This is a genomic window from Pseudomonas sp. SC11 (genome assembly GCF_047039205.1).
Classification (GTDB): Bacteria; Pseudomonadota; Gammaproteobacteria; order Pseudomonadales; family Pseudomonadaceae; genus Aquipseudomonas; species Aquipseudomonas boreofloridensis.
Genome location: NZ_CP178183.1, coordinates 2,323,379 through 2,342,652, shown reverse-complemented (window position 1 = coordinate 2,342,652; position 19,274 = coordinate 2,323,379). Strand labels below are relative to the sequence as shown.

Below are 19,274 nucleotides of genomic sequence, written 5' to 3'. Positions count from 1 at the left end.
CCCGCTGCGTAAAACGTCCCCGTCGCCTGACAACTTTGTCAGTTGTGGCCTGTCTCTGTGCGCCGTTCAATGGCCCTCATCTCTCGAGCGCTCAGCGCACCCGATCACCTGGGCTACATCCCTTCACGGAGGCGCGTGACATGACCCAGACTTCGAAGACCGAAACGCGGCATGACCCTTACCTGATCTCCACCCAGCCCGACGGCTTGCTCCCCGACATGACCGATTTTTCGCTCGAGCGGGTCGGCAGTGTCGACGGCGGCTGGTGTACCAGCAGCACCCTCAAGGCAGGCCGCGCACTGGCCGAGGGCGAAGTCTTGAGTGCGTTTCTCATCGACCGACTCGACGGCGATATCCGTCGAGTCGATTACTCCGCACCCAAGGCCCAGCGCGCTGCCAAGCAGTGGCCCAAGGCATTCGCCGATCATCTGGCCGCCGCGGGTGAGCCGATGACCGCCGGGGGCTGGAGCGCGGACAACGTCTTTTCGACGGCCACCGAGCCCCTCAGGTTGTGGAGCCCGGCGCGCTATCGGGCGTTCAGCAACGCACCGTTCGCCGCTAACCTGGTGCAGGCATTGGCCTGCGACGATACCTTCAGCCTTTCGGCGGGTGCAACACTGTGCCTGCAAGTGCGCGATCTGACCTCTCAGGCCCTGTACGAGCAGCACTTTTTCACCGCGACGGCCGAGCAAGCCGGGGCGAACTGGTCCAAGGCGTTGTGCGAGCAGGTCAACCGTGACAGCCGGGTGCTGCGGGCGGGTGTCCTCGACACGTGCACCGTGACCCCCGCCGAAAACGGCAATGCCTTTTGGGTGCCGCAGTGCGCCGAACTGTGTGTGACCCTCACCGAGGCGCACTGGTGGCAAAGCCAGACAATCGAAGGCGGGCAAGCCCTCGATGACGCTCAGCCAATCCAGGCATGGGTCTACGATGGTTTTTCCCATCGCCTGCTGGCTCACCATCAGTGGACACCCAGCAAGGCCCAGCGCGCCTCAGGCAAGTGGCTCGGCGCCTGGGCGACTGCGCTCAATGGCTCACCGGTATCCGCCTTCCTGCACGCCTCGACGCATAACCCTCAGGCCGGCCAGGCCGATGAGGCCGACAACCTGTTCCTGTGGCAACGCGGCGATGCGCTGCGCATTTTCACGACCCTGCCCGACGCCGTCGGGCGCCAGGCAGGCCCTCGTCTGTCCTCGGCCTGGAAGGCTGATGCCGGGCACGCGGTGCTGATCACGATTCGCCATCCGTTCAGCCACAAGTTGCTGCACCGTGCCCTGTTCAAACCCCAGGATGCCGACAAGGTCAGTGACCGGGCCAGCTGGTTGCAGGCCTTGGCCGATTTCCTCAAAACGCAGGCCTGGCCGGAACTGCAGCTCGACGCCGGCGACCAACCCCTGACCGTACCCCGTTTCAGCGAGCTGCAGGTGCTGCTGGAGAACGTCGGCGATGGCAACAACTGGAGCGACGGCGACTACGTCAAGTACCTGCTCGAGAACGACGACTGGCCGGGTCGCCAGAGCGCCGAACAGGCTCGGTTCACGCTGGCGGCCGGCGATGGCACCGTGCAGATCGACGTTCAGGCGCTCAATGGGGAGCTGGAATTTCGCCTCGACAAGGCTGCGTACGACAAAGGCTATCGGGTCGCCGCCTGCGTGCCTCGCGCGGGTGAGCAACGGCTGTGGCCGGTGGAGGTGACCGACACCAAGGTCACTTGGGCGGGGCCGATCGACAAGACGGTCTATGACCTGCACCTGACCTATCCGGAAAGCGCGCGCGACAAGACCACGCTGACCGTGGGCCATATTGGCGCCTTGCACCCCAGCCACTTCTGGCACGGCGTGCAGGCCGTGGTGTTCACACCGCCGCCGGCCATGGACGGGTATGAAGCCATCAGCTTCCTGTGCGAAGACTACGGCAACACCAACCACTCCGAAGTCTTCGACACCAGCCATCACGACCGCACCGGTGTGGACGAACGCAGCGGCCTGTTCCACGCCCATTATCCAATCGCTACCCTGCAGGGCTTGCGCGGACTGGGTCCAGTGTGCGACCTGACCTTGCACTACTCGGCGCTGCGCGGTAACGAAGCCGGCCTGGGCGATGGATGGGCATGGCGCTTCTCCAGCATCATCACCAGCTCCGTGCAGGAGATCGATCACCGTGTGCTCACCCTCGCCGAGGGCAGCCCAGTGGTGTTCAACGCCGAGCAGTGGGCTCAACTGGGGGCAGGCAAAGCCGTCAAGACCCCGGCCTGCCGGGTGACCAGCGACAAGGACTACAGCACCTTCACCGTGGAGTACCCCAGCGGTCGTCAGGAGATCCTCAGTAAACCTTCGGCGCCTGGCAGCGACGAAGTCGAACCCAACGACGCTTTTCGCCAAAAAGTGCTCGAGGCCCTCAAAGCCATCAAGCAGAAAAGCAAGCCTGACTTCCCGAAATTCCCCAGCCACTGGACACAGTGGGTCCTGATGGCGCTGAGTCCCGACGCCTACAGAGTGGCAACGCTCGGCGATTACAGCGAAGCCCTGAGCGCATGGTCCGAGCACGCCAACACCCAGGAGCTGGACAGGCGTATCGCCCTGTACGAACGGCCGTTCGTGCAGCTATTGCCTTCACGCATCGTCTCGCAATATGGCGAAGCGCTGGATCTACAGTGGAAACGCCAAAACGGCCAGTTCCTGCTGATGAGCATCAAGAGCGGCGAGTCCGCGCTGTTCAGCGCGCAGTACCTCAATCCTGAGGCCAAGGCGGGCAGCCAGGTGAAGATGAAGCTGTGGTCCGGCAGCCCGGAAGCGTTCGAGATCGAGCTCAGGCTCGAACACTACCTGCTGCGCACGCTCAAGCGCGTGCAAAAGGGAGCCGTGTTACAGCAGGTGGAATGCGGCTACGACGACGACCCGACCTTGGACCGGGTGCTGTGCCGCCTGCAGGAACAGGACGGTTCGGTGGAGTGCGTGCAGTACGTCAAGCAGGATGCCCACTTGAAAAGCTCGCCTGCCTTGCCGCGCGTGGCCCTGCATGCGCTGCTGCCGGGCGCGGGTCAGCAAAACCATATCGGTCGCTACACCTATACCGGTAGCTACCAGCATCCGGATGACCAGATGTTCATTGCCGCCGTGCAGAGCGGTCCCCACGCCGCCGTGACCCACGAGTTGCATGCCTATGGCCTGGATGAGGAAGGAAACCGCACGCCGCTATTGCAGGGCGCGGGCTCTGCGCAGTCCCATTGGCTGGAGTTTTCACTGGGTGACGCGCGCACCAAGACCACCTTTCGCTATACCGGGTGGGGGGATGAGTTGGTTGAGATCATCGAGCATATCGTCATCAAGCTGACGTGGGATCGGATCGAAATTTCCGCCAACGCCTCGCCGATCGAGCGCAAGACAGCGGTATTGCACTTACTGTGGCGGTATTCGACCCGGAATCGCAAAAAGCTGGCTAGGGAAATCAAGCACCTGCTGAGCCTGTCGCCAAAAATCCAGCGCGCACGTGTGGGCAAAACCGTAGACGCCACCACAATCGTGACCAACGCTCAAGGCGCGCCCCTGTCGCTTCTAAGCAAGGGTTCCCACACTATTCACTACTGCTATTACGGGGACGAGACGCAAAATCAAATCGCGCTGAACGGCGTGAAAGGCCTGGGCGGGATACCGAAGCTGGCATGTCCGTTCGTACCGGAATACGCCAGTGCGCCATTGATGGCCGAGTATCAATGTGACGGTTATGGGAATCCTCAGGGACTGAAGCTCTATGGCTATCGGAAAGTCAACCGCGCTGACCGCGATTACCTGGAGTTGGCCGAGGTGGTGTTAGTGGAAGGGGTGCGTGGCACGCTGAGCAACGATACGCTCGACAAGAGCACTCAGTGGAAGCTAATTGGAAAACACGCCCTATGGCATCAGATCAGCACATTGACCTCGGCGCCGGTCAGCAAGAAAACGCCCAGCGAACAAAGTAGGGTGTGGGAGTGGTCGATCACTAACAAGCAGACCACACACGCTCACGATCAGCGTATCGAGTTGTCCAACGTTCAGACCTTCATCGATAACCCCACATTGCCCGGTATTCAGGTGTTCGTCAGCGCGACCACTGCAGCAGGCACGGCCCGAGTGAGTAAGGAAGTTCGCTCACGCTACAGCCGGCGCGCGCTGGAAAAAATCGAGAACGGCGTGGAAACGCATTGGGAGCGCGATGCCTCAGGTAGAGTAACGAAGGAAACGCGCTATCAGCTTCCATCCGCTATTGACGTCAAGACAGCGAAGCAGGTAATGGACGAGCAAACCACTTCGCTGTACTCCCCCGACGGAAGACAGGTAGAACGCACGCACAAGGATGGGAGTCAGACTTACTCTCACCTCGATGGCTTGCAGCGATCTTGGCGCACGGAATGGCGCAGAGCCACGGCTGATGTTTATGTCCCTTTGGAAGAATTCTGTTTCTCGAGGCTGGATGTCTCTTTCCCCTTAGGAAGCTGGGCATGGGATTATCTGCCGGGCGGGCAGGCAGTGCGCAAGTGCAAGCACATGCCGGTATCGACGGGTCAGCAACCTTGGCTTGAACAGAACTCGAGTAGCTTAATCCGTCACACAGTTCCTTCTGAATTGGACACTCTGACCGCCTTGAGATATCCCGAAGATTATGTAGAACCCGCCCCTTCGGAAGAAGATTTACCTGAAGACTTCATAAGCCAAGTGCTTGACCTGCTTGCAGAAGCAAATGTCGAGTTTCCACTCAATGAGGTGGAATCAGGTTGGGGCGATGTAATTGGTTATGTCAATGCCGTGGGCTCGGTGTATTTGAATATCTGTAGTATTTTGCCTAAGAATGGCGTGGCAGTATCTGACTACCCCCAGTTAATGAAACAGATCCAGAGCATCATCGGGCTGAAAGGGAATGAGGGGATTAAAGATGCTATTACTCAGTTCAAAAGACCAATGGGAGATATGTACGTAGACCCATTCAGCTACCCATTGAAATTCCCTACTGTAAATGATCTTTCCAACCTCGAAGGGACCTCTGATCCGCTCGATATATTTGAGCTATTCACGACATCTGACGGTCAATTCAATAGACGACAATTAGAAAATCGATTCGAGTTAACGCCTGAGCCCCCCGTCAGCCCGTCGGCCACCAATGAGCCGCCCGTCCTGCTCATTGAACAACACGGTCTCGGCGCGCAGCCTCTGTCGCAACGCACAACCACCGACACCGCCAATACCGACGGCACCTTCCAACACGCCGTGCAATGGGCGGACAACGCAGGCCAGCAGCACCTGCAAGTCGATGAGCACTACGACACCGACGGCCGCGTCATCCGCCATACCCGTACCCTGGACACCCAAACCCAGGCCTACACGCTCGAACGCGACATCCTCGGCCGAGTCACCAAAATCGTTCGGCCGGATGACACGACCCTCGAGCGCGCCTATGAGGGGTTCAGCAACCGCGTTCATACCCTGACCGTCGACGGCAAGGTGATCGCGACGCAAACGCTCAGCCCTGTGGGCACGCTCACCACACGCCAGATTGGCAGCCGAAACTATGGGTTCGACGAACAGGCCATCACGCTCCCCGACAAGACCAAACTGCAGCGCGTGAGCGATGCCAAGGGCTCCCGCCTGGAGGTCGACGGCAAGGCGCTGTACAGCCAGACCCAGGCTGACGGATCGACGGTACTCACTGCTGCACCCGACTCACCCACCCATGCCGCCTGGCTACACACCCTCGCCGCCGCCCAGGTACCCGGGCGGCGGCAAATCACTGAAAAAACTCCACGCGGTACCGTCAAGACCGCCGAGTGGCAGAGTCTGCGCGGGCAGCCAGTGGCTGCGCTGCGCGCCGACGGCTGCCTGCGACGCACGTTCCTCGACAGCCAAGAACGACTACTGCGCAGTTGCCAGGCGCATGAGGACGTGCTCTACCGCTATGACGCGCTTGGCCGCCTGCAATCACGGCAGGCGCATGCCCTGACCGGTGCCGGTCAATGGCAGGTCTACAGTGAACACGATGGTTTCGACCGGGAGGTCGTGCGCACCTTCCTGCGCAATGGCGCGCCTTGCTTCAGCCAGCACATGACCTGGCGCGGCGATGGCCGCCTGACCAGCAAAGCCAGCTACCAGGGCAGCAAGCTGCTGCGCACCGAACGCTTCACCTATGACCTGCTCGACCGCCTCGACAGTTACACGTGCGACGCCGCAACTGCGGCGCTTTGCCCGCAGGATGGCAATGGCACCCCGATCAAGGCGCAGACGTTCAGTTGGGACAGCCTGGACAACCTGACCCGCTGCATCAGCACGCCGTTCCAGGGCGATGCGGTCACACAGACCTTCAACTACGAGAAGGCCTCGGATCCCACGCGCCTGACCTCGGTAAGCAGCGGTACGCAAAAGACCTCGCTGACCTGGAACAGCAACGGCCAGTTGCAGGTGGACGGCCAGAAGCGGGTACTGACCTACACCGGCGCCGGTCAGCTCGGCAGCATCAAGAACGACCAAGGCACCCTGCTCGCACGCTATGAATACGACGGCCTGCAACGCCTCGCGGCGCAATACGATGGGCAGCAACAGACCACCCAGGAGCTGCGCTATGACGGCGACGAGCTGATCGGCCAGGTGTGCTTCGACAAGGCGGGCAACGCCACGGGCAGCCTGCACATTTCTCCGGGTCTGGCGCAATACGACGGCGACCAGGTGCGCTGGCTGATCGACGACCCCCAATCGGGCATCGTCGGCCAGGTCTGCGATACCGACCTGCAACTGGCGCCCCTGCTGCCCTTCGGCGAAGGGGCGGCGCTCAAGGGGCTGGTCAGTGGCTACAACGGCATGCGCCGCGACCCGGTAACCGGTCACTATCACGCAGGCAACGGCTACCGCTGCTACGACCCCAGCCTGCGCCGTCATGCCCAGCCTGACTGGTTGAGCCCCTTCGGTGAAGGCGGCCTCAACGACTACGCCCACTGCCCGGATCCGGTCAACCTGCACGACCCCAGTGGCGCGATCATGCTCAGCCGCTGGGGGCAGGATCAGGAATTGGCCAACTATGCGCAGGTGCTGCGCGAGACCAAACCCATGCCGGTCGGTGGACGCTGGCGAGGCCTGGCGCTGTCGGCGGTGCTGACGGTCGTCGGTATCGCCGCCTCGGTGATGACCGGCGGGGCCGCATCGGTATTTTTCGTCGCGATGACGAGCTGTGCGGTGCTCTCGTTCGGCTTCGAGGTCGCCTCGGTGCTGACCGAAGATATCAACCCCGAGCTTTCCCGAAAGCTGGGCTATGCGTCGCTGGCCTTCGGGGTGCTGTCGCTGTACGAAAGTGCACTGGGTTTGATCAAGAAGGTGCCGAGCCAGGTCAAAGGGGCGATGCGTTCTACCCGCCAACTGGGCAAGACGCTTTCACGTCTCAAACCCGGTACGAGGCTGTCGCGCAGCGCGGTGAGGCCTATGGAGTACGCCAGGCAGCAACTGGGTAATCTGCCGCCCGCGAACAGTGCTCGTTCGGGCGCGATGACCACGCTCAAGGCCGCCGGCCAGCAGTTGATCGATTACCTGGGCGAGGCGCCACACCTGAGCCTGAACAACCCACGCTATGCGCGCATGGGCGTCTATGGCACGGCGCTGCGCCAGGCCCATCGGCTCAACAACTTCGCGACGGGCTCACGCACCCTGAGCGCAGGGGCCTGGGTGACGGGTAAAGCGATCGAGGTGTACATCACACGCGGGTCGATCGACGCCTTCATCGCCATGGCCAGCGATGAAGCTGCTGGTCCCATTACGCCGTGGGGACGCTACTCCGTACCGCTCAAAGACCAGTACCGCTGGAATCACGGGGGGGGCGGGCACTTGCTGACATGATGCTGTACGAGGAGCCGGTTGTTGCACTGCCTGCGGCAATCGACACCTGATAAATATGCCAGTGTTCGCACCCAAAGGAACGGGCTAGGGTGGTATTGCCACCCTGGCATGCTTTCAATCAGGAGATGAATCATGAGCGACGTTAAAGTTGCAAAGGTGAAATGGTATAGCGACAAGTTGAAATCAGGCTATCTCGACCTCGAGATCGATGAGGAGGATGTTGTGCTGCCCACCGAGGCACTGGGAACGTTGAACTTGGCAACTGGCGACGAAGTGTCGTTCGAAGTGACCGAAAAGGATGGTAGGCACTACGCCAAAAATGTAAATCTGGTAAAAAAAGCGAAGTGACCAGGTTAACAATCAGATAGGGTCGCGCAGCCTGCATCCAGGCTATGAAGGACAAAAAGTCTGGTCAACGTGCGCGGCTTGCATGGGCGCGACCGATATTGCTGTTGTGGTAAGCCTATGCAAGCCGTGCACTGCCGTTTCTTCTTTCCGTTCTCTATGACATCTTCAGAGCTTCGCCAACTCTTCCCGACAGAACTCCACGAACAACTGCGCCGGCTTGGTCAACTGCACGCGTTTGAGGTGCGCCGCCGCCAGGCCCGACAGCGCCACCGGCTCGGCGATGTCGAGCATCACCAGGCGCTGGCCATCGTAGGTGAACGGTGAATGCGGTCGTGTCACCAACAGTGAGAAGCCGAACCCCTGCCCCACCATGCCCCGCACCATCTCGATCGACGGCGAGCTGAAAACGATGTTCGGGGTCAGTCCCAGTTCGTTGAACAGGCTGACGAAGTAAGTACGACTTGGCGCTACGTCCAGCAGGATCATCGGTTCCGGGCAGAGGTCGCGCAGCGACACCTGGGCCTGTCCGGCGAAGCGGTGCTTCTCCGGCAGCAGCACATAGGGCTTTTGCGGCGCCATCAACGGTTCGGCCTCGATGGTGCCGTCCAGATCGTGGTCGAACAGGAACGCCAGGTCGAAACTGCCGGCAGTCAGCCCTTGGATCAGCTCCTGCTGGTCACCGTCGCGTAGACGGATATCCACACCGGGATAGCGCTGGCGAAACCCGGCGATCAGTCGCGGCAGGTACAGCGGCGCCACCGTTTCGAAACAGCCGATGTCGATCTGCCCGGCGACCGTATCGTTGTCGGCCAGGGCGTTCTGCTCGAATTCGTGGGTCATCTGCAGCAGTGTCTTGGTCTTGGCGTAGAAGCGCTTGCCGCTCGGAGTCAGCGAGACGCCCTGTGCATGGTGGCGGATGAACAACTGCACGCCGAAGCTTTCCTCCAGGCTCTTGATCGCCGTGGAGATCGACGGCTGAGCGATGTATAACTGCCGTGAAGCCTCGGCCACGCTGCCGGCCTCCACGGTGGTGACGAAATACTTGAGTTGACGCAGGGTGTAGGACGCCATGGAGCACCTCCTGGGCGCCGGGGCGGCGCGTGGCTCGTTGCCTGCACCTTACCTCAGCGCCCGCGCGGCCGCAGGCGGCGCTACCCCAGCATTTGCCTAAGGCCTGACGATGTTTTGTCTACCCCAGGCGCGATTGACTCATGGCTGCTGCCAGACGATGGCTGCCGGATCGGCATGATCATGGGTGGCGCGCACGAAAGTGCCGCGCTGAGGCGGGATACTCTGGTCCTCGTGGCTGAGCGCCTGCTGCTCGAATACCTGGCGCTGGCTGTCGAACTTCAGGTCATGCCGAGCGACGTTGCCGCCCCAATCGTCCGAGGGCAGGGATAAGTAGCTTATGGCGTAGGATGGATCGGTCATCTTGCCCATCACCAGGTACACCCCGTAATGGTTCTCACCAGGCGAGACGATCTTGTAGAGGCCATTGTCGTAGTAGTAGATGGTCGCCAGCTCGAAGGGCTTTTCGCTGTACATCACTTCGTACCTGAGTTGGTGAACGAAGGTAGGTTTGCCGACCGTGACGCTGATGTGCGGTCCAGGGTCTTCCTGAGCATGCGCCAGCGAACTGAGCCCCAAGGCAATTCCCATCAGCATGTTGCGTGCGTCCATTTCATGTCTCCTCTCAGTGCACAGGGAAGGCCCAAGAATAGGCGCCGAGCGCCGCACGTTGCGGTACTCGGCGCTACAGAGACAGGTCTGACACGCTTGCGCGAGATGGCCTACCGAGCTTAGAAGCCCATCGTCGCCGACAGCAGCCAGGTACGCGGCGCCGACAGCGTCAGGCCGGTAGCGGTGCCATCGGGCACGTTGGCCGAGGCCCAGTAGGTCTTGTCCAGCACGTTCTCGACGCTGGCGCGCAAGGTCAGGTCCTTGTCGCCCAGCTTGAGGGCATAGCGCGCGCCCAGGTCGTAGCGCTGCCAGGCATCGATCTTCTGCCGGTTGGCGGCATCCAGGTACTGATTTCCGGTATGGATCACCCGGGCACTGAGGGTCAGACCATCGACAGCGGGCAGGTCCCATTCCACACCCAGGTTGGCGTTGACCACTGGCGCGCCGATGGCCCGGTTGCCATCGTTGCGGCCGTTGGCGGTGCGGGTCTGCTCGGCGTCCAGGAACATCGCGCCACCCAGCACACGCACACGCTCCAACGGCTCGCCGAACAGGCTGATCTCCAGGCCCTGGTTGCGCTGCTCGCCGTCGGCGCTGAGGTTGTTCTGCGCATCGGTGTAGTACGACGGCTTGTCGATTCGGAACAGGCTGACGGTGGTACTGAAACGCCCCATGTCGTACTTGGCACCCACCTCCAATTGCTTGCTGCGATAGGGTGCGAACACTTTGCCCGCGTTGTTCGCCGTCTCCGGGGCCGTCTGGCCCTGGGTCAAGCCTTCCATGTAGTTGAAGTACAGCGATAGCTGATCCGTGCTGCGCCATACCAGGCCTACCGCCGGCGAAGTCGCGTGCTCGTCGTAGCGCTGGTCGGGCTCGCCGGGTTCGGAACTGTCCACCTCCACACGCTGCAAGCGTGCGCCCAAGGTCAGCAATACGGTGTCGTCGACAAAACTGAGGGTGTCGGCCAGGGCCAGGCTCGACAGCACGGTGTGGGTGTGCACCGGACTGTCCAGCGCCAGCGGCGCGCCAGGCTCGGGCAAGGCGACCGGCTGGTACAGATTGCTGATGCCGCTGGCGTAGCGCGCGCCGTTGTTGTCGAAGGTCAGGTCGAAACGGTTGAGGCTGACATTCAGCGTGTGGCCGACCGGCCCAGTGTCGAACCAGCCGCGTACACCGACAGTGCCGGTGACCACGTCCTCATCGCGTTGGAAGGCGCGCGGACTGACGGTGAAACGCCCGGCCGAATTGACCACCTGCACGGCATGGCGCATGAAATCGTAGTCGCCTTTGCGGGCGCCGAGGGCGCCATGCAACATCCAGTTGTCGCTCAGGTCATATTCGCCGCGCACCGCGCCGAAGGTGTCCTTGGCCCGCGAATAGCTCCATGGCTGGGCGAAGTTGTGGTGCACGTCCTTGGCATCCGGCACCTTGAGCCCGGCGGCCAAGCCTACGCGCTCCATCGGTGCGTCCACGTCGCGCTGCTGATGGCCGAGGTCCAGGGACAGCCGCGTGCGATCGCCCTGCATGTCCAGGCCCAGCACCGTGGCCTCACGCTCGATGCGCTGATGGTCCCATTCGGTGTCGCCGGCCTGGCGCAGCGCGTTCAGGCGCACGCCGAAGCGCTGTCCTTCGCCGAAACGACGCCCGATGTCCAGGTGCCCGCCGCCCTGCCCTGGGCTTGCGTACAACGCGGTGAACTCGGTCAGCGGGGTGTCGCCCGCGCGCTTGGGCTCGATGTTGACCCCGCCGCCGATGCTGCCGTTGGGCGCCAGACCGCCGAGCAGCGCGCCAGGGCCTTTGAGGATATCGACCCGCTCGATCATTTCCATGTCGATCGAATAGGTCGGCAGCACGCCATACAAACCGCCGTAAGCGACATCGCTGTTGTAGAGGCTGAAGCCGCGCACGGAGAATTGCTCGAAACGCCCGCCGGCCGGGTTGGTGCTGCGCACCGAAGGGTCGTTGGCCACGGCGTCGGCCAGGGTGCGGGCCTGTTGGTTCTGCAGCAGTTCGCTGGTGTAGGAGGTGACGCTCAGCGGCGTCTCCATGTAGTCGCGCTCGCCCAGCATGCCCAAGGTGCTGCGCCGCGACACCTGGCCGCCGGCGTAGCTGTCGTCGGCCACGCCCAGTCCCTGGCCGTGCACGGTGGTCTCGGGCAGTACCTGCACACCCTCGACCGGCTCGACCTGATGCACCAGGGTATAGCTGCCTGGACCGGCCGGCACCAGCGTCAGCCCGGAGCCGCGCAACAAGGCGGCAAAGCCCTCTTCCACAGCGTACTCGCCCTGCAGGCCCAGGCTGCTGCGTCCGGCTACCAGTGCAGGGTCGACCGACAGGCTGACGCCGGCTTGACCGGCAAAACGGGTCAGCACTGCGCCGAGACTGCCGCCGCCGACCTGAAAGCTGCGCCGTGGCGATTCCTCCGCCCAGGCACTGACAGGCAGCCCCAGCGCAAGCAGCAGACCGGCACGCAGCAACTGCGTGGACAAAGGGCGTAATGAGGGGGAACGGGACATCCGAAAGATTCTCTGCTCAGGGGTGGATACCCGTGATGACAAGCGAGTGAGTAAAAGGGGACAGCGCTCAGGCGATTTTCTTGCCTGGCGTCAGCGAGACCCAGTAGCGGGTACGGTAATGCACCTGAACAGGCAGGCTCGCGGCCAACAGTGCGAGGATGCGGTCGGTGTCGTCGAGCTGGAAGGTGCCGGTCACAGGCAGGCGTTCCACGGCCGGGTCCCAACGCAACACCCCTGGGCGATAGCGGTCCAGTTCACGCAGCAGTTCCCCCAGCGGCCGGTCGTCGATGATCAGCAGGCCCTGTTGCCAGCCGGGCAGTTGCGCATCGAATGCTTGCACGCCGGTCACGGCGGCAGGCGCAAGGGTCGCCCGTTGCCCGGCCTGCAGCTGCAGCATCGGTCCGGCCAGCGGTTGCAGGCTCACCCGCCCCCGGCTGACCGACACCAGGCAGCCTTGATGCTGCTCGCGCACGCAGAGGCTGGCGGCCTCGGCCTGCAATACACCGTCGCGCGTCTGCACCCAGAGCTGCCCAGGCGAGTCCAGGCTGATTTCACCCTGCACCAGTTGCAGTCGATGGTGCCCCTCGGCGAAGTCCAGGTTCACCGCACTGGCGGTGTTCAACTGCAGGCGGGTGCCATCGGCCAACGCCACTGCCCGCCGCTCGCCGGTGGCCGTGCGCAGGTCGGCACGCCAGCTCGACAGCGGCAACTGGCGGTAGCCGGCCCAGGTGATCGGCGCCAGCACGGCGACGCCCAGCATCTGCCGCATCACCCGCCGACGCTCAGGATCGGGTCGGTCCAGACAGGCTACCGCCAGAGGCGCCGGTACCTGAGCGAAACGTTGCCTGAGGGTTTGCGCCTTCTGCCATAGGGCCTCATGGGCGTCACTGCGCGCGCGCCACTGCTGGAGCCCACGCGCTTGATCGCCATCCAACGGGCCGGCGTCCTGCAACGCCAACCATCGCGCCGCCTCGCGGGCCAACTGGCGGGCATCGCCGCGGCCAGGGCTGGTCACAGGTCCGCCAGCAGGCAGTGTTCATAAGCCTTGGCCATGTAGCGCTTGACCGTGCGCTCGGACACCGCCAGGCGCTGAGCGATGCCAGCGTAATCCAGCCCTTCCAATTGCGACCAGAGAAAGGCGCGGCGTACGGCACTGGGCAGGCCGTCGAGCAACTCATCCAGCGCCTGCAAGGTTTCGAGCAGCAGCCAGCGCTGCTCAGGCGACGGCGCCAGGGCCTGCGGGAGGTTGGCCAAGGCCTGCAGGTACGCCTGCTCCAGGCTGCGCCGCTTGTAATGATTGACCAGCAGGCGACGCCCCACCGTCAGTAGATAGGCGCGCGGCTCCCTCAAGCCCGACAAGGCGCTGGTCTGCTGCGCCGCCAGCACGCGCAGAAAGGTGTCGTGGGTCAGATCCGCTGCGGCCCAGGTATCGCCCAGCCGCCGTTGCAGCCAGCCTTGCAGCCAACTGCGATGGTCACGGTAAAGGGTGTCGAAGCTGGAATCGGGCGCCGCGGCAGGCTCGGACATTCGAAGACACACTGAAGAGAACGGGGTACGAATGCGAGTGATTCTAATTAGTTCTCATGGGCGCGCCAAGCGCACCGCTGCAATGGGCGACTTGATAACCGTGTTTGGAGGGGATTGGTCGTGCATGGCGCGCTGCGGTGCACCGGGCATGCACAAAAGGCAGCGCTGAAACAGAATTATTTTCTGATGAGCCGAAATATCACTTGACCTGCAAATGATAACCATTATTATTGCACTCAGCCGGTCGAGAGACTGGCTGGATAACCTGGAGTCCTCAGGTCGGACGCTCAGATTATCTCCTCATCAGGCTAATCACGGTTTTTGACCCGGCTTTTTGCCGGGTCTTTTTTTTGGCTCTTCAGGCTAATGAAGAAGGGTTACCGCTTTGAATGGCCGCGATGATATCAAAGGCATAGCAATCGGTGAATGCGTGGCGCAGCAATTTGCGCAAACAGCACTTGAGAATCAATCTCGTTAAGATTAAGCTGAGCCGCGCATCAGGGAAGATGCCCCCCTTCGTTCCCTCCCCGCGCAAGGAGCCGTCCATGAGCCGCCTGTTGTTGCCCTTCGAGCACGATCCGCATGTACCCCGGTGCGCGACCGAAAATGCGCTGCTACAGCACCTCGCACGCTTGCCACGCCGAGTGCAGCAGATTTTCCTGCTCAGCCGACTCGATCAGCTCGGTATCGCCGACATCGCCCAGCGCCTGGACCTACCCCTGGCGGCGGTCGAACGTCACCTGCTCCAGGCCCTGGACAGCGCTCGCCCGCGAGGCGATCAACTGGCGGGTGTCGCCGGACGCTGGTATGTGCGCTTGCAGAGTCCACAGGCCACGACGTGCGAGCGCATCGACTTCCGCCGCTGGTTGGACGCCTCGCCACAGCACCTGCACGCGTTCCGTCAGACCGAACTGCGCTGGCGTGCACTGTTGGCCCCGGCCAGACACCTAGGCGCAGACGGCTGGTACCGTCACGGACGTGCCGCGTTCTCCCTGGGCGGCTGCTCTGTTGCGCTGGTACTGGGCGTTGCTGCCGCACTGGCGCTCGGACTCTTGGCCTGAGATCGAACCTGCCTCGCGCCTGCCCCGAACCGCTAGTGGGTGTACAGTAGCGTCACAACAACGCCATAGGAGCCTGGCAATGACCGTGACGCTGTCCCCCCTGCAGATCGACTGCGACTTCGATTCCGGCAATATCCAAGTCCTGAATGCCAACGACCCGCATCAGGTGCACCTGGCCATTCGCCCCGACACCCACAGCAGCCATTATCAATGGTTCCACTTCAGGGCCGGCGGCCTGACGCCGGGGCAGCGCCACAGTTTCAGCCTCGACAATGCCCATGGCTCGTCCTACCCCAATGCCTGGGAGGGCTATCACGCGGTGGGCTCCTACGACCAGCAGCACTGGTTTCGCATCCCCAGCACCTTCGACGGCACAGCCCTGACCTTCAGCTTGGACGCCGAACAGCCCATCGCCTGGTTCGCCTACTTCGAGCCCTACCCTCGCGCTCGCCACAACCAGTTGATCGAACGCGCCCTCAAGATCGACGGCGTCGAGTTGCTGGCCAGCGGGCGCAGCGTGCAAGGTCGCGATATTCCCTTGCTGCGCGCCAGCTCGGGGACGGGTACCCGGCGCAAGCTGTGGCTGATCGCCCAGCAGCATCCGGGCGAGCATATGGCCGAATGGTTCATGGAAGGCGTGATCGAACGCCTGGAATCCAAGGATCCCAGCCTTCAGCGCCTGCTCGCTGCCGCCGACCTGTACCTGATCCCCAACATGAACCCGGATGGCGCGTTCCACGGCCATCTGCGCACCAACTTCAAAGGCAAGGACCTCAACCGTGCGTGGCAGGACGCCAGCGTCGAACTCAGCCCGGAAGTGTTCTTCGCCCAGAGCCAGATGAAACTGCACGGCGTCGACGCCTTCATCGACGTGCACGGCGACGAGGAGATCCCTCACGTGTTCACCGCCGCTTGCGAAGGCAACCCCGGTTATACGCCGCGCATCGCCGCACTCGAGGATCAGTTCCGCACCACGCTGTGCCGCCTGACGCCCGACTTCCAGACCACTCACGGCTACACCCGCGACCAACCTGGCCAGGCCAATATGACCCTGGCCTGCAATGCGGTGGGCCAGGCCCACGATTGCCTGGCGCTGACGCTGGAGATGCCGTTCAAGGATCACGATGACAACCCTGACCCACGCACCGGCTGGTCGGGCGCCCGCTCGGCGGCCCTGGCCAGTGCCGTGTTGCAAACGCTGGAGCAGATGATCGCGGTTCTGCGTTGAGCCAGCCTCTTCGCTGGACATCAAGAATGGAGCTTTCCCGGTAGAACGTAGTGGGCGGAGTCGGCAAGAGGCGCTGTGATCGAACAACGGGCTGGCCATCTTCACGCCCACCTCATTATTTGTACGCACATCGCGACAGACGCGAGGCGATCTCGACACAGCGTCACGGGAAAGCTATACAAATTTCGCCGTGAAGCAGAACCTACCCTAATTCTTACTCTCAAATGGCCATGTTCCCGGCGAAAACCGTCACTTTCTGATACCTTGCATAGCACACACCTTGTTGCGCAGACGCCTATGGCCGCCCTGTGTGGCCATGACGGGAGAGTTTCCTTGACCACCGCTGAAAATGCCTTCGATCAAGCCGTTGAACGTTGCGCCCAGGAACCCATCCAGATCCCTGGCAGCATCCGTTCCCACGGCTTCATGCTGGTGCTCGACGAGCAGGATTTGCGCATTCTCCAGATCAGCGAAAATGCCTGCCAGTGGCTCGGCAGTACCGCCACCGACCTGATTGGCAAGACCCTGCCTACGCTGATGGAGGCCGGTTTCGATGCCCGTCGCCAACTCGAACGCTTGCCCGTCGACGAGATCTTTCCCTTCCACATCGGCGACGTGAAACTGCATGATGGCGCCCCCTGGACCGATTGTCTGCGCCTGTTGGTGCATCGCCATGATCAGGTGCTGATCGCTGAATTCGAGCCCTGCATGCCGTCCGCCGGTCAGGGCGATCAAGACGACTACTACCCCTTGGTGCGCGCGTTCGTCAGCAGTCTTCAGCAGGCCAGCAGTATCGAGGAACTGCTGCAGCAGTCGGTGCAGCAGGTCAAGCGCATCACCGGCTTCGGACGGGTCAAAGCCTACCGATTCGATGCCGAGGGCAATGGCCAGGTGCTCGCCGAAGTGGCAGACGCTGGCTACCCGCGCTATCAAGGCCTGTGTTTCCCAGCCTCGGACATTCCACGCCAGGCTCGCGAGCTGTACCGCATCAACCGCATTCGCCTGATCGAAGATGCCAACTACACGCCCTCGCCCCTGCTGCCGACGCTCAACCCGCGCACAGGCAAACCCCTGGACATGAGTTTCGCCGCGCTGCGCAGCGTCTCCCCCGTTCATCTTCAATACATGCGAAACATGGGCACGCTGGCCTCGATGTCGCTGTCGATCGTGGTAGAAGGTCAGCTCTGGGGCCTGATCTCCTGCCATCATGAGCAGCCGCGCGCGGTGGACTTCCGCACCCGCGCGGCCTGCGAGTTGCTGAGCAGCGTGCTCTCGCTGCAACTCGAAGCGCACGAGGCGCACAGCGCCACGCGTACCCTGCTCGACCTGCGCCAGCGTATCGTCCACATGCTCTCGGCCATGGCCGACTACGACAGCGTCAGCGACGGCCTGCTGAGCCTGCCCGAGGTATTCCTGGACTTCGCCGACGCCACGGGCGCGGCCATCATCAGTGCCGAACGGTGCGAGCTGATCGGCAGCACGCCCAGCGAGGCGGTGATCAACGAGCTGGTGCAATGGTTGTCGCGCCGTGGCGACGATGCCGTGTTCAGTAGCGACAACCTGGGTCGCGATATCGCCGAGGTGCCAGAACTGACGAAGTACGCCGGCGGCCTGCTCGCCGTCGCGATTTCGCAGATTCACTCGCATTACCTGCTGTGGTTCCGTCCAGAGCAGGTGCGCACCGTCGATTGGGCCGGCCGACCACTCAAGGAAATCAGCGTTCAAGGTAGTCTCAGCCCGCGCCACAGCTTCGACGCCTGGCATGAAGTGGTACGCGGCTTCAGCGCCCCATGGGATCCTTTGGTGATCGACGGCGCGGGCGAACTGCGCACTGCGGTGCTGGGCATCGTGCTGCGCAAGGCCGAGGAAATGGCGCAACTGAGCGGTGAGCTGCAGCGCTCGAACAAGGAGCTCGAAGCCTTCTCCTACAGTGTCTCGCATGACCTACGTGCACCGCTGCGGCACATCGCCGGCTACTCCGAGCTGCTCGGCGAAGTCGAGGGCCAAGGCCTGTCCGAACGCGGCCAGCGCTTCCTCAAGCACATTGGCGAGGCCGCGCACTTCGCCGGCTCGCTGGTGGACAACCTGCTCAATTTCTCGCAAATGGGGCGCTCGGCATTGCGCTTGTCGGATGTCGATCTCAATGCCCTGGTGGAGAACATTCTCCAGGAGTCGGCCCCGGACTACGCCGACCGCGAGATCGAATGGCACGTCGAGCGCTTGCCCAAAGTGATCGCCGACCCGGCGTTCATCAATCTGGTCCTGCAGAACCTGATCGGTAACGCAATCAAATACACACGCGGACGGCAGCCGGCGCGGATCGAGATCGGCGCGCTCCAGCACCCCGAAACGGTCGAGGTGTTCGTACGCGACAACGGCGTGGGTTTCGACATGACCTACGCCAGCAAACTGTTCGGAGTGTTCCAGCGCCTGCACCGCATGGAGGACTTCGAAGGGACCGGCATCGGGCTGGCCAGCGTGCGCCGCATCATCGAGCGGCACGACGGTCGAGTCTGGGCCGAGGGGGAAGTCGACAAGGGCGCCACCTTCCATTTCGCCCTGCCCGTCATCCGTTAACACCTGAGGTAACCTGACACATCATGCTCAAACCGATCTTGCTGGTCGAAGACAACCCCCGTGACCTGGAGCTGACCCTCCTGGCCCTGGAACGCAGCCAGTTGGCCAACGAAGTCATCGTGCTGCGCGATGGCGCAGACGCCCTCGATTATCTGCTACGCCGCAACGCCTATGCCGACCGCGACGACGGCAACCCTGCCGTCATGCTCTTGGACCTGAAATTGCCGAAGGTCGACGGACTTGAAGTGCTCAAGGAAGTGCGCGATACGCCAGAACTGCGCAGCATCCCCACGGTGATGCTGACCTCCTCGCGCGAGGAGCCCGATCTGCTGCGTGCTTATGAACTAGGCGTCAACGCCTATGTGGTCAAGCCGGTGGAATTCAAGGAGTTCGTTGCCGCCATCTCCGACCTGGGGATTTTCTGGGCCGTACTCAACGAACCTCCACCCGGCTCGCTGCGTCTGAATCGCCGCAGCAGCAACTGAAGGCG

Annotated in this window: 11 protein-coding genes; 6 read left to right on the top strand and 5 right to left on the bottom strand. The window is 62.5% G+C overall.

Translation table 11 applies throughout. The annotated features are described in order from the left end of the window. The first annotated feature begins 140 nt into the window (after nt 1–140). Both ACK2SD_RS10785 and ACK2SD_RS10780 read left to right on the top strand, forming a co-directional pair. A complete protein-coding gene (locus ACK2SD_RS10785) occupies nt 141–7,847 on the top strand; it encodes an RHS repeat-associated core domain-containing protein (protein WP_412462096.1) in 7,707 nt (2,568 codons plus the stop codon). Between the two features lie 132 nt (nt 7,848–7,979). Then, complete coding sequence (locus ACK2SD_RS10780; RefSeq protein WP_412462095.1) at nt 7,980–8,195, top strand: hypothetical protein; 216 nt, start codon at nt 7,980–7,982, stop codon at nt 8,193–8,195. Between the two features lie 165 nt (nt 8,196–8,360). Here ACK2SD_RS10780 and ACK2SD_RS10775 read toward each other — a convergent pair whose 3' ends face one another. The 5 genes from ACK2SD_RS10775 to ACK2SD_RS10755 form a co-directional block, all read right to left on the bottom strand. Next, nucleotides 8,361–9,266 carry a LysR family transcriptional regulator gene (locus ACK2SD_RS10775; RefSeq protein WP_412462094.1) on the bottom strand — a complete coding sequence of 302 codons (906 nt, stop codon included), beginning with the start codon at nt 9,264–9,266 and terminating at the stop codon, nt 8,361–8,363. A gap of 138 nt (nt 9,267–9,404) precedes the next feature. Next, nucleotides 9,405–9,875, bottom strand: coding sequence for a hypothetical protein (locus ACK2SD_RS10770; protein WP_412462093.1), 471 nt, complete (start codon nt 9,873–9,875; stop codon nt 9,405–9,407). A 119-nt stretch (nt 9,876–9,994) separates the two neighbouring features. Next, nucleotides 9,995–12,391 carry a TonB-dependent siderophore receptor gene (locus ACK2SD_RS10765; RefSeq protein WP_412462092.1) on the bottom strand — a complete coding sequence of 799 codons (2,397 nt, stop codon included), beginning with the start codon at nt 12,389–12,391 and terminating at the stop codon, nt 9,995–9,997. A gap of 67 nt (nt 12,392–12,458) precedes the next feature. Further along, nucleotides 12,459–13,406: a FecR domain-containing protein gene (locus ACK2SD_RS10760; RefSeq protein ID WP_412462091.1), complete on the bottom strand. Its 948-nt coding sequence runs from the start codon at nt 13,404–13,406 to the stop codon at nt 12,459–12,461. Continuing rightward, on the bottom strand, nt 13,403–13,918 hold the full coding sequence (locus ACK2SD_RS10755) for a sigma-70 family RNA polymerase sigma factor (protein ID WP_342651280.1): 516 nt from the start codon (nt 13,916–13,918) through the stop codon (nt 13,403–13,405). Before ACK2SD_RS10755 ends, ACK2SD_RS10760 begins: the two co-directional genes overlap by 4 nt. Before the next feature lie 545 nt (nt 13,919–14,463). On the opposite strand from ACK2SD_RS10755, the gene ACK2SD_RS10750 reads away from it, so the two are divergent. From ACK2SD_RS10750 to ACK2SD_RS10735, 4 genes are all read left to right on the top strand, one after another. Next, the gene (locus ACK2SD_RS10750; RefSeq protein ID WP_412462090.1) at nt 14,464–14,979 is read left to right on the top strand and encodes a DUF4880 domain-containing protein; all 516 of its coding nucleotides are present in this window, start codon (nt 14,464–14,466) and stop codon (nt 14,977–14,979) included. Between the two features lie 79 nt (nt 14,980–15,058). After that, nucleotides 15,059–16,207 carry a M14-type cytosolic carboxypeptidase gene (locus ACK2SD_RS10745; protein WP_412462089.1) on the top strand — a complete coding sequence of 383 codons (1,149 nt, stop codon included), beginning with the start codon at nt 15,059–15,061 and terminating at the stop codon, nt 16,205–16,207. Nucleotides 16,208–16,504: 297 nt separating this feature from the next. Continuing rightward, the gene (locus ACK2SD_RS10740) at nt 16,505–18,784 is read left to right on the top strand and encodes an ATP-binding protein (RefSeq protein ID WP_295481765.1); all 2,280 of its coding nucleotides are present in this window, start codon (nt 16,505–16,507) and stop codon (nt 18,782–18,784) included. Nucleotides 18,785–18,807: 23 nt separating this feature from the next. Then, nucleotides 18,808–19,269 (top strand): response regulator, encoded by a 462-nt coding sequence (locus ACK2SD_RS10735; RefSeq protein ID WP_029613330.1) that lies wholly within the window; start codon nt 18,808–18,810, stop codon nt 19,267–19,269. The last annotated feature ends 5 nt before the right edge of the window (nt 19,270–19,274 follow it).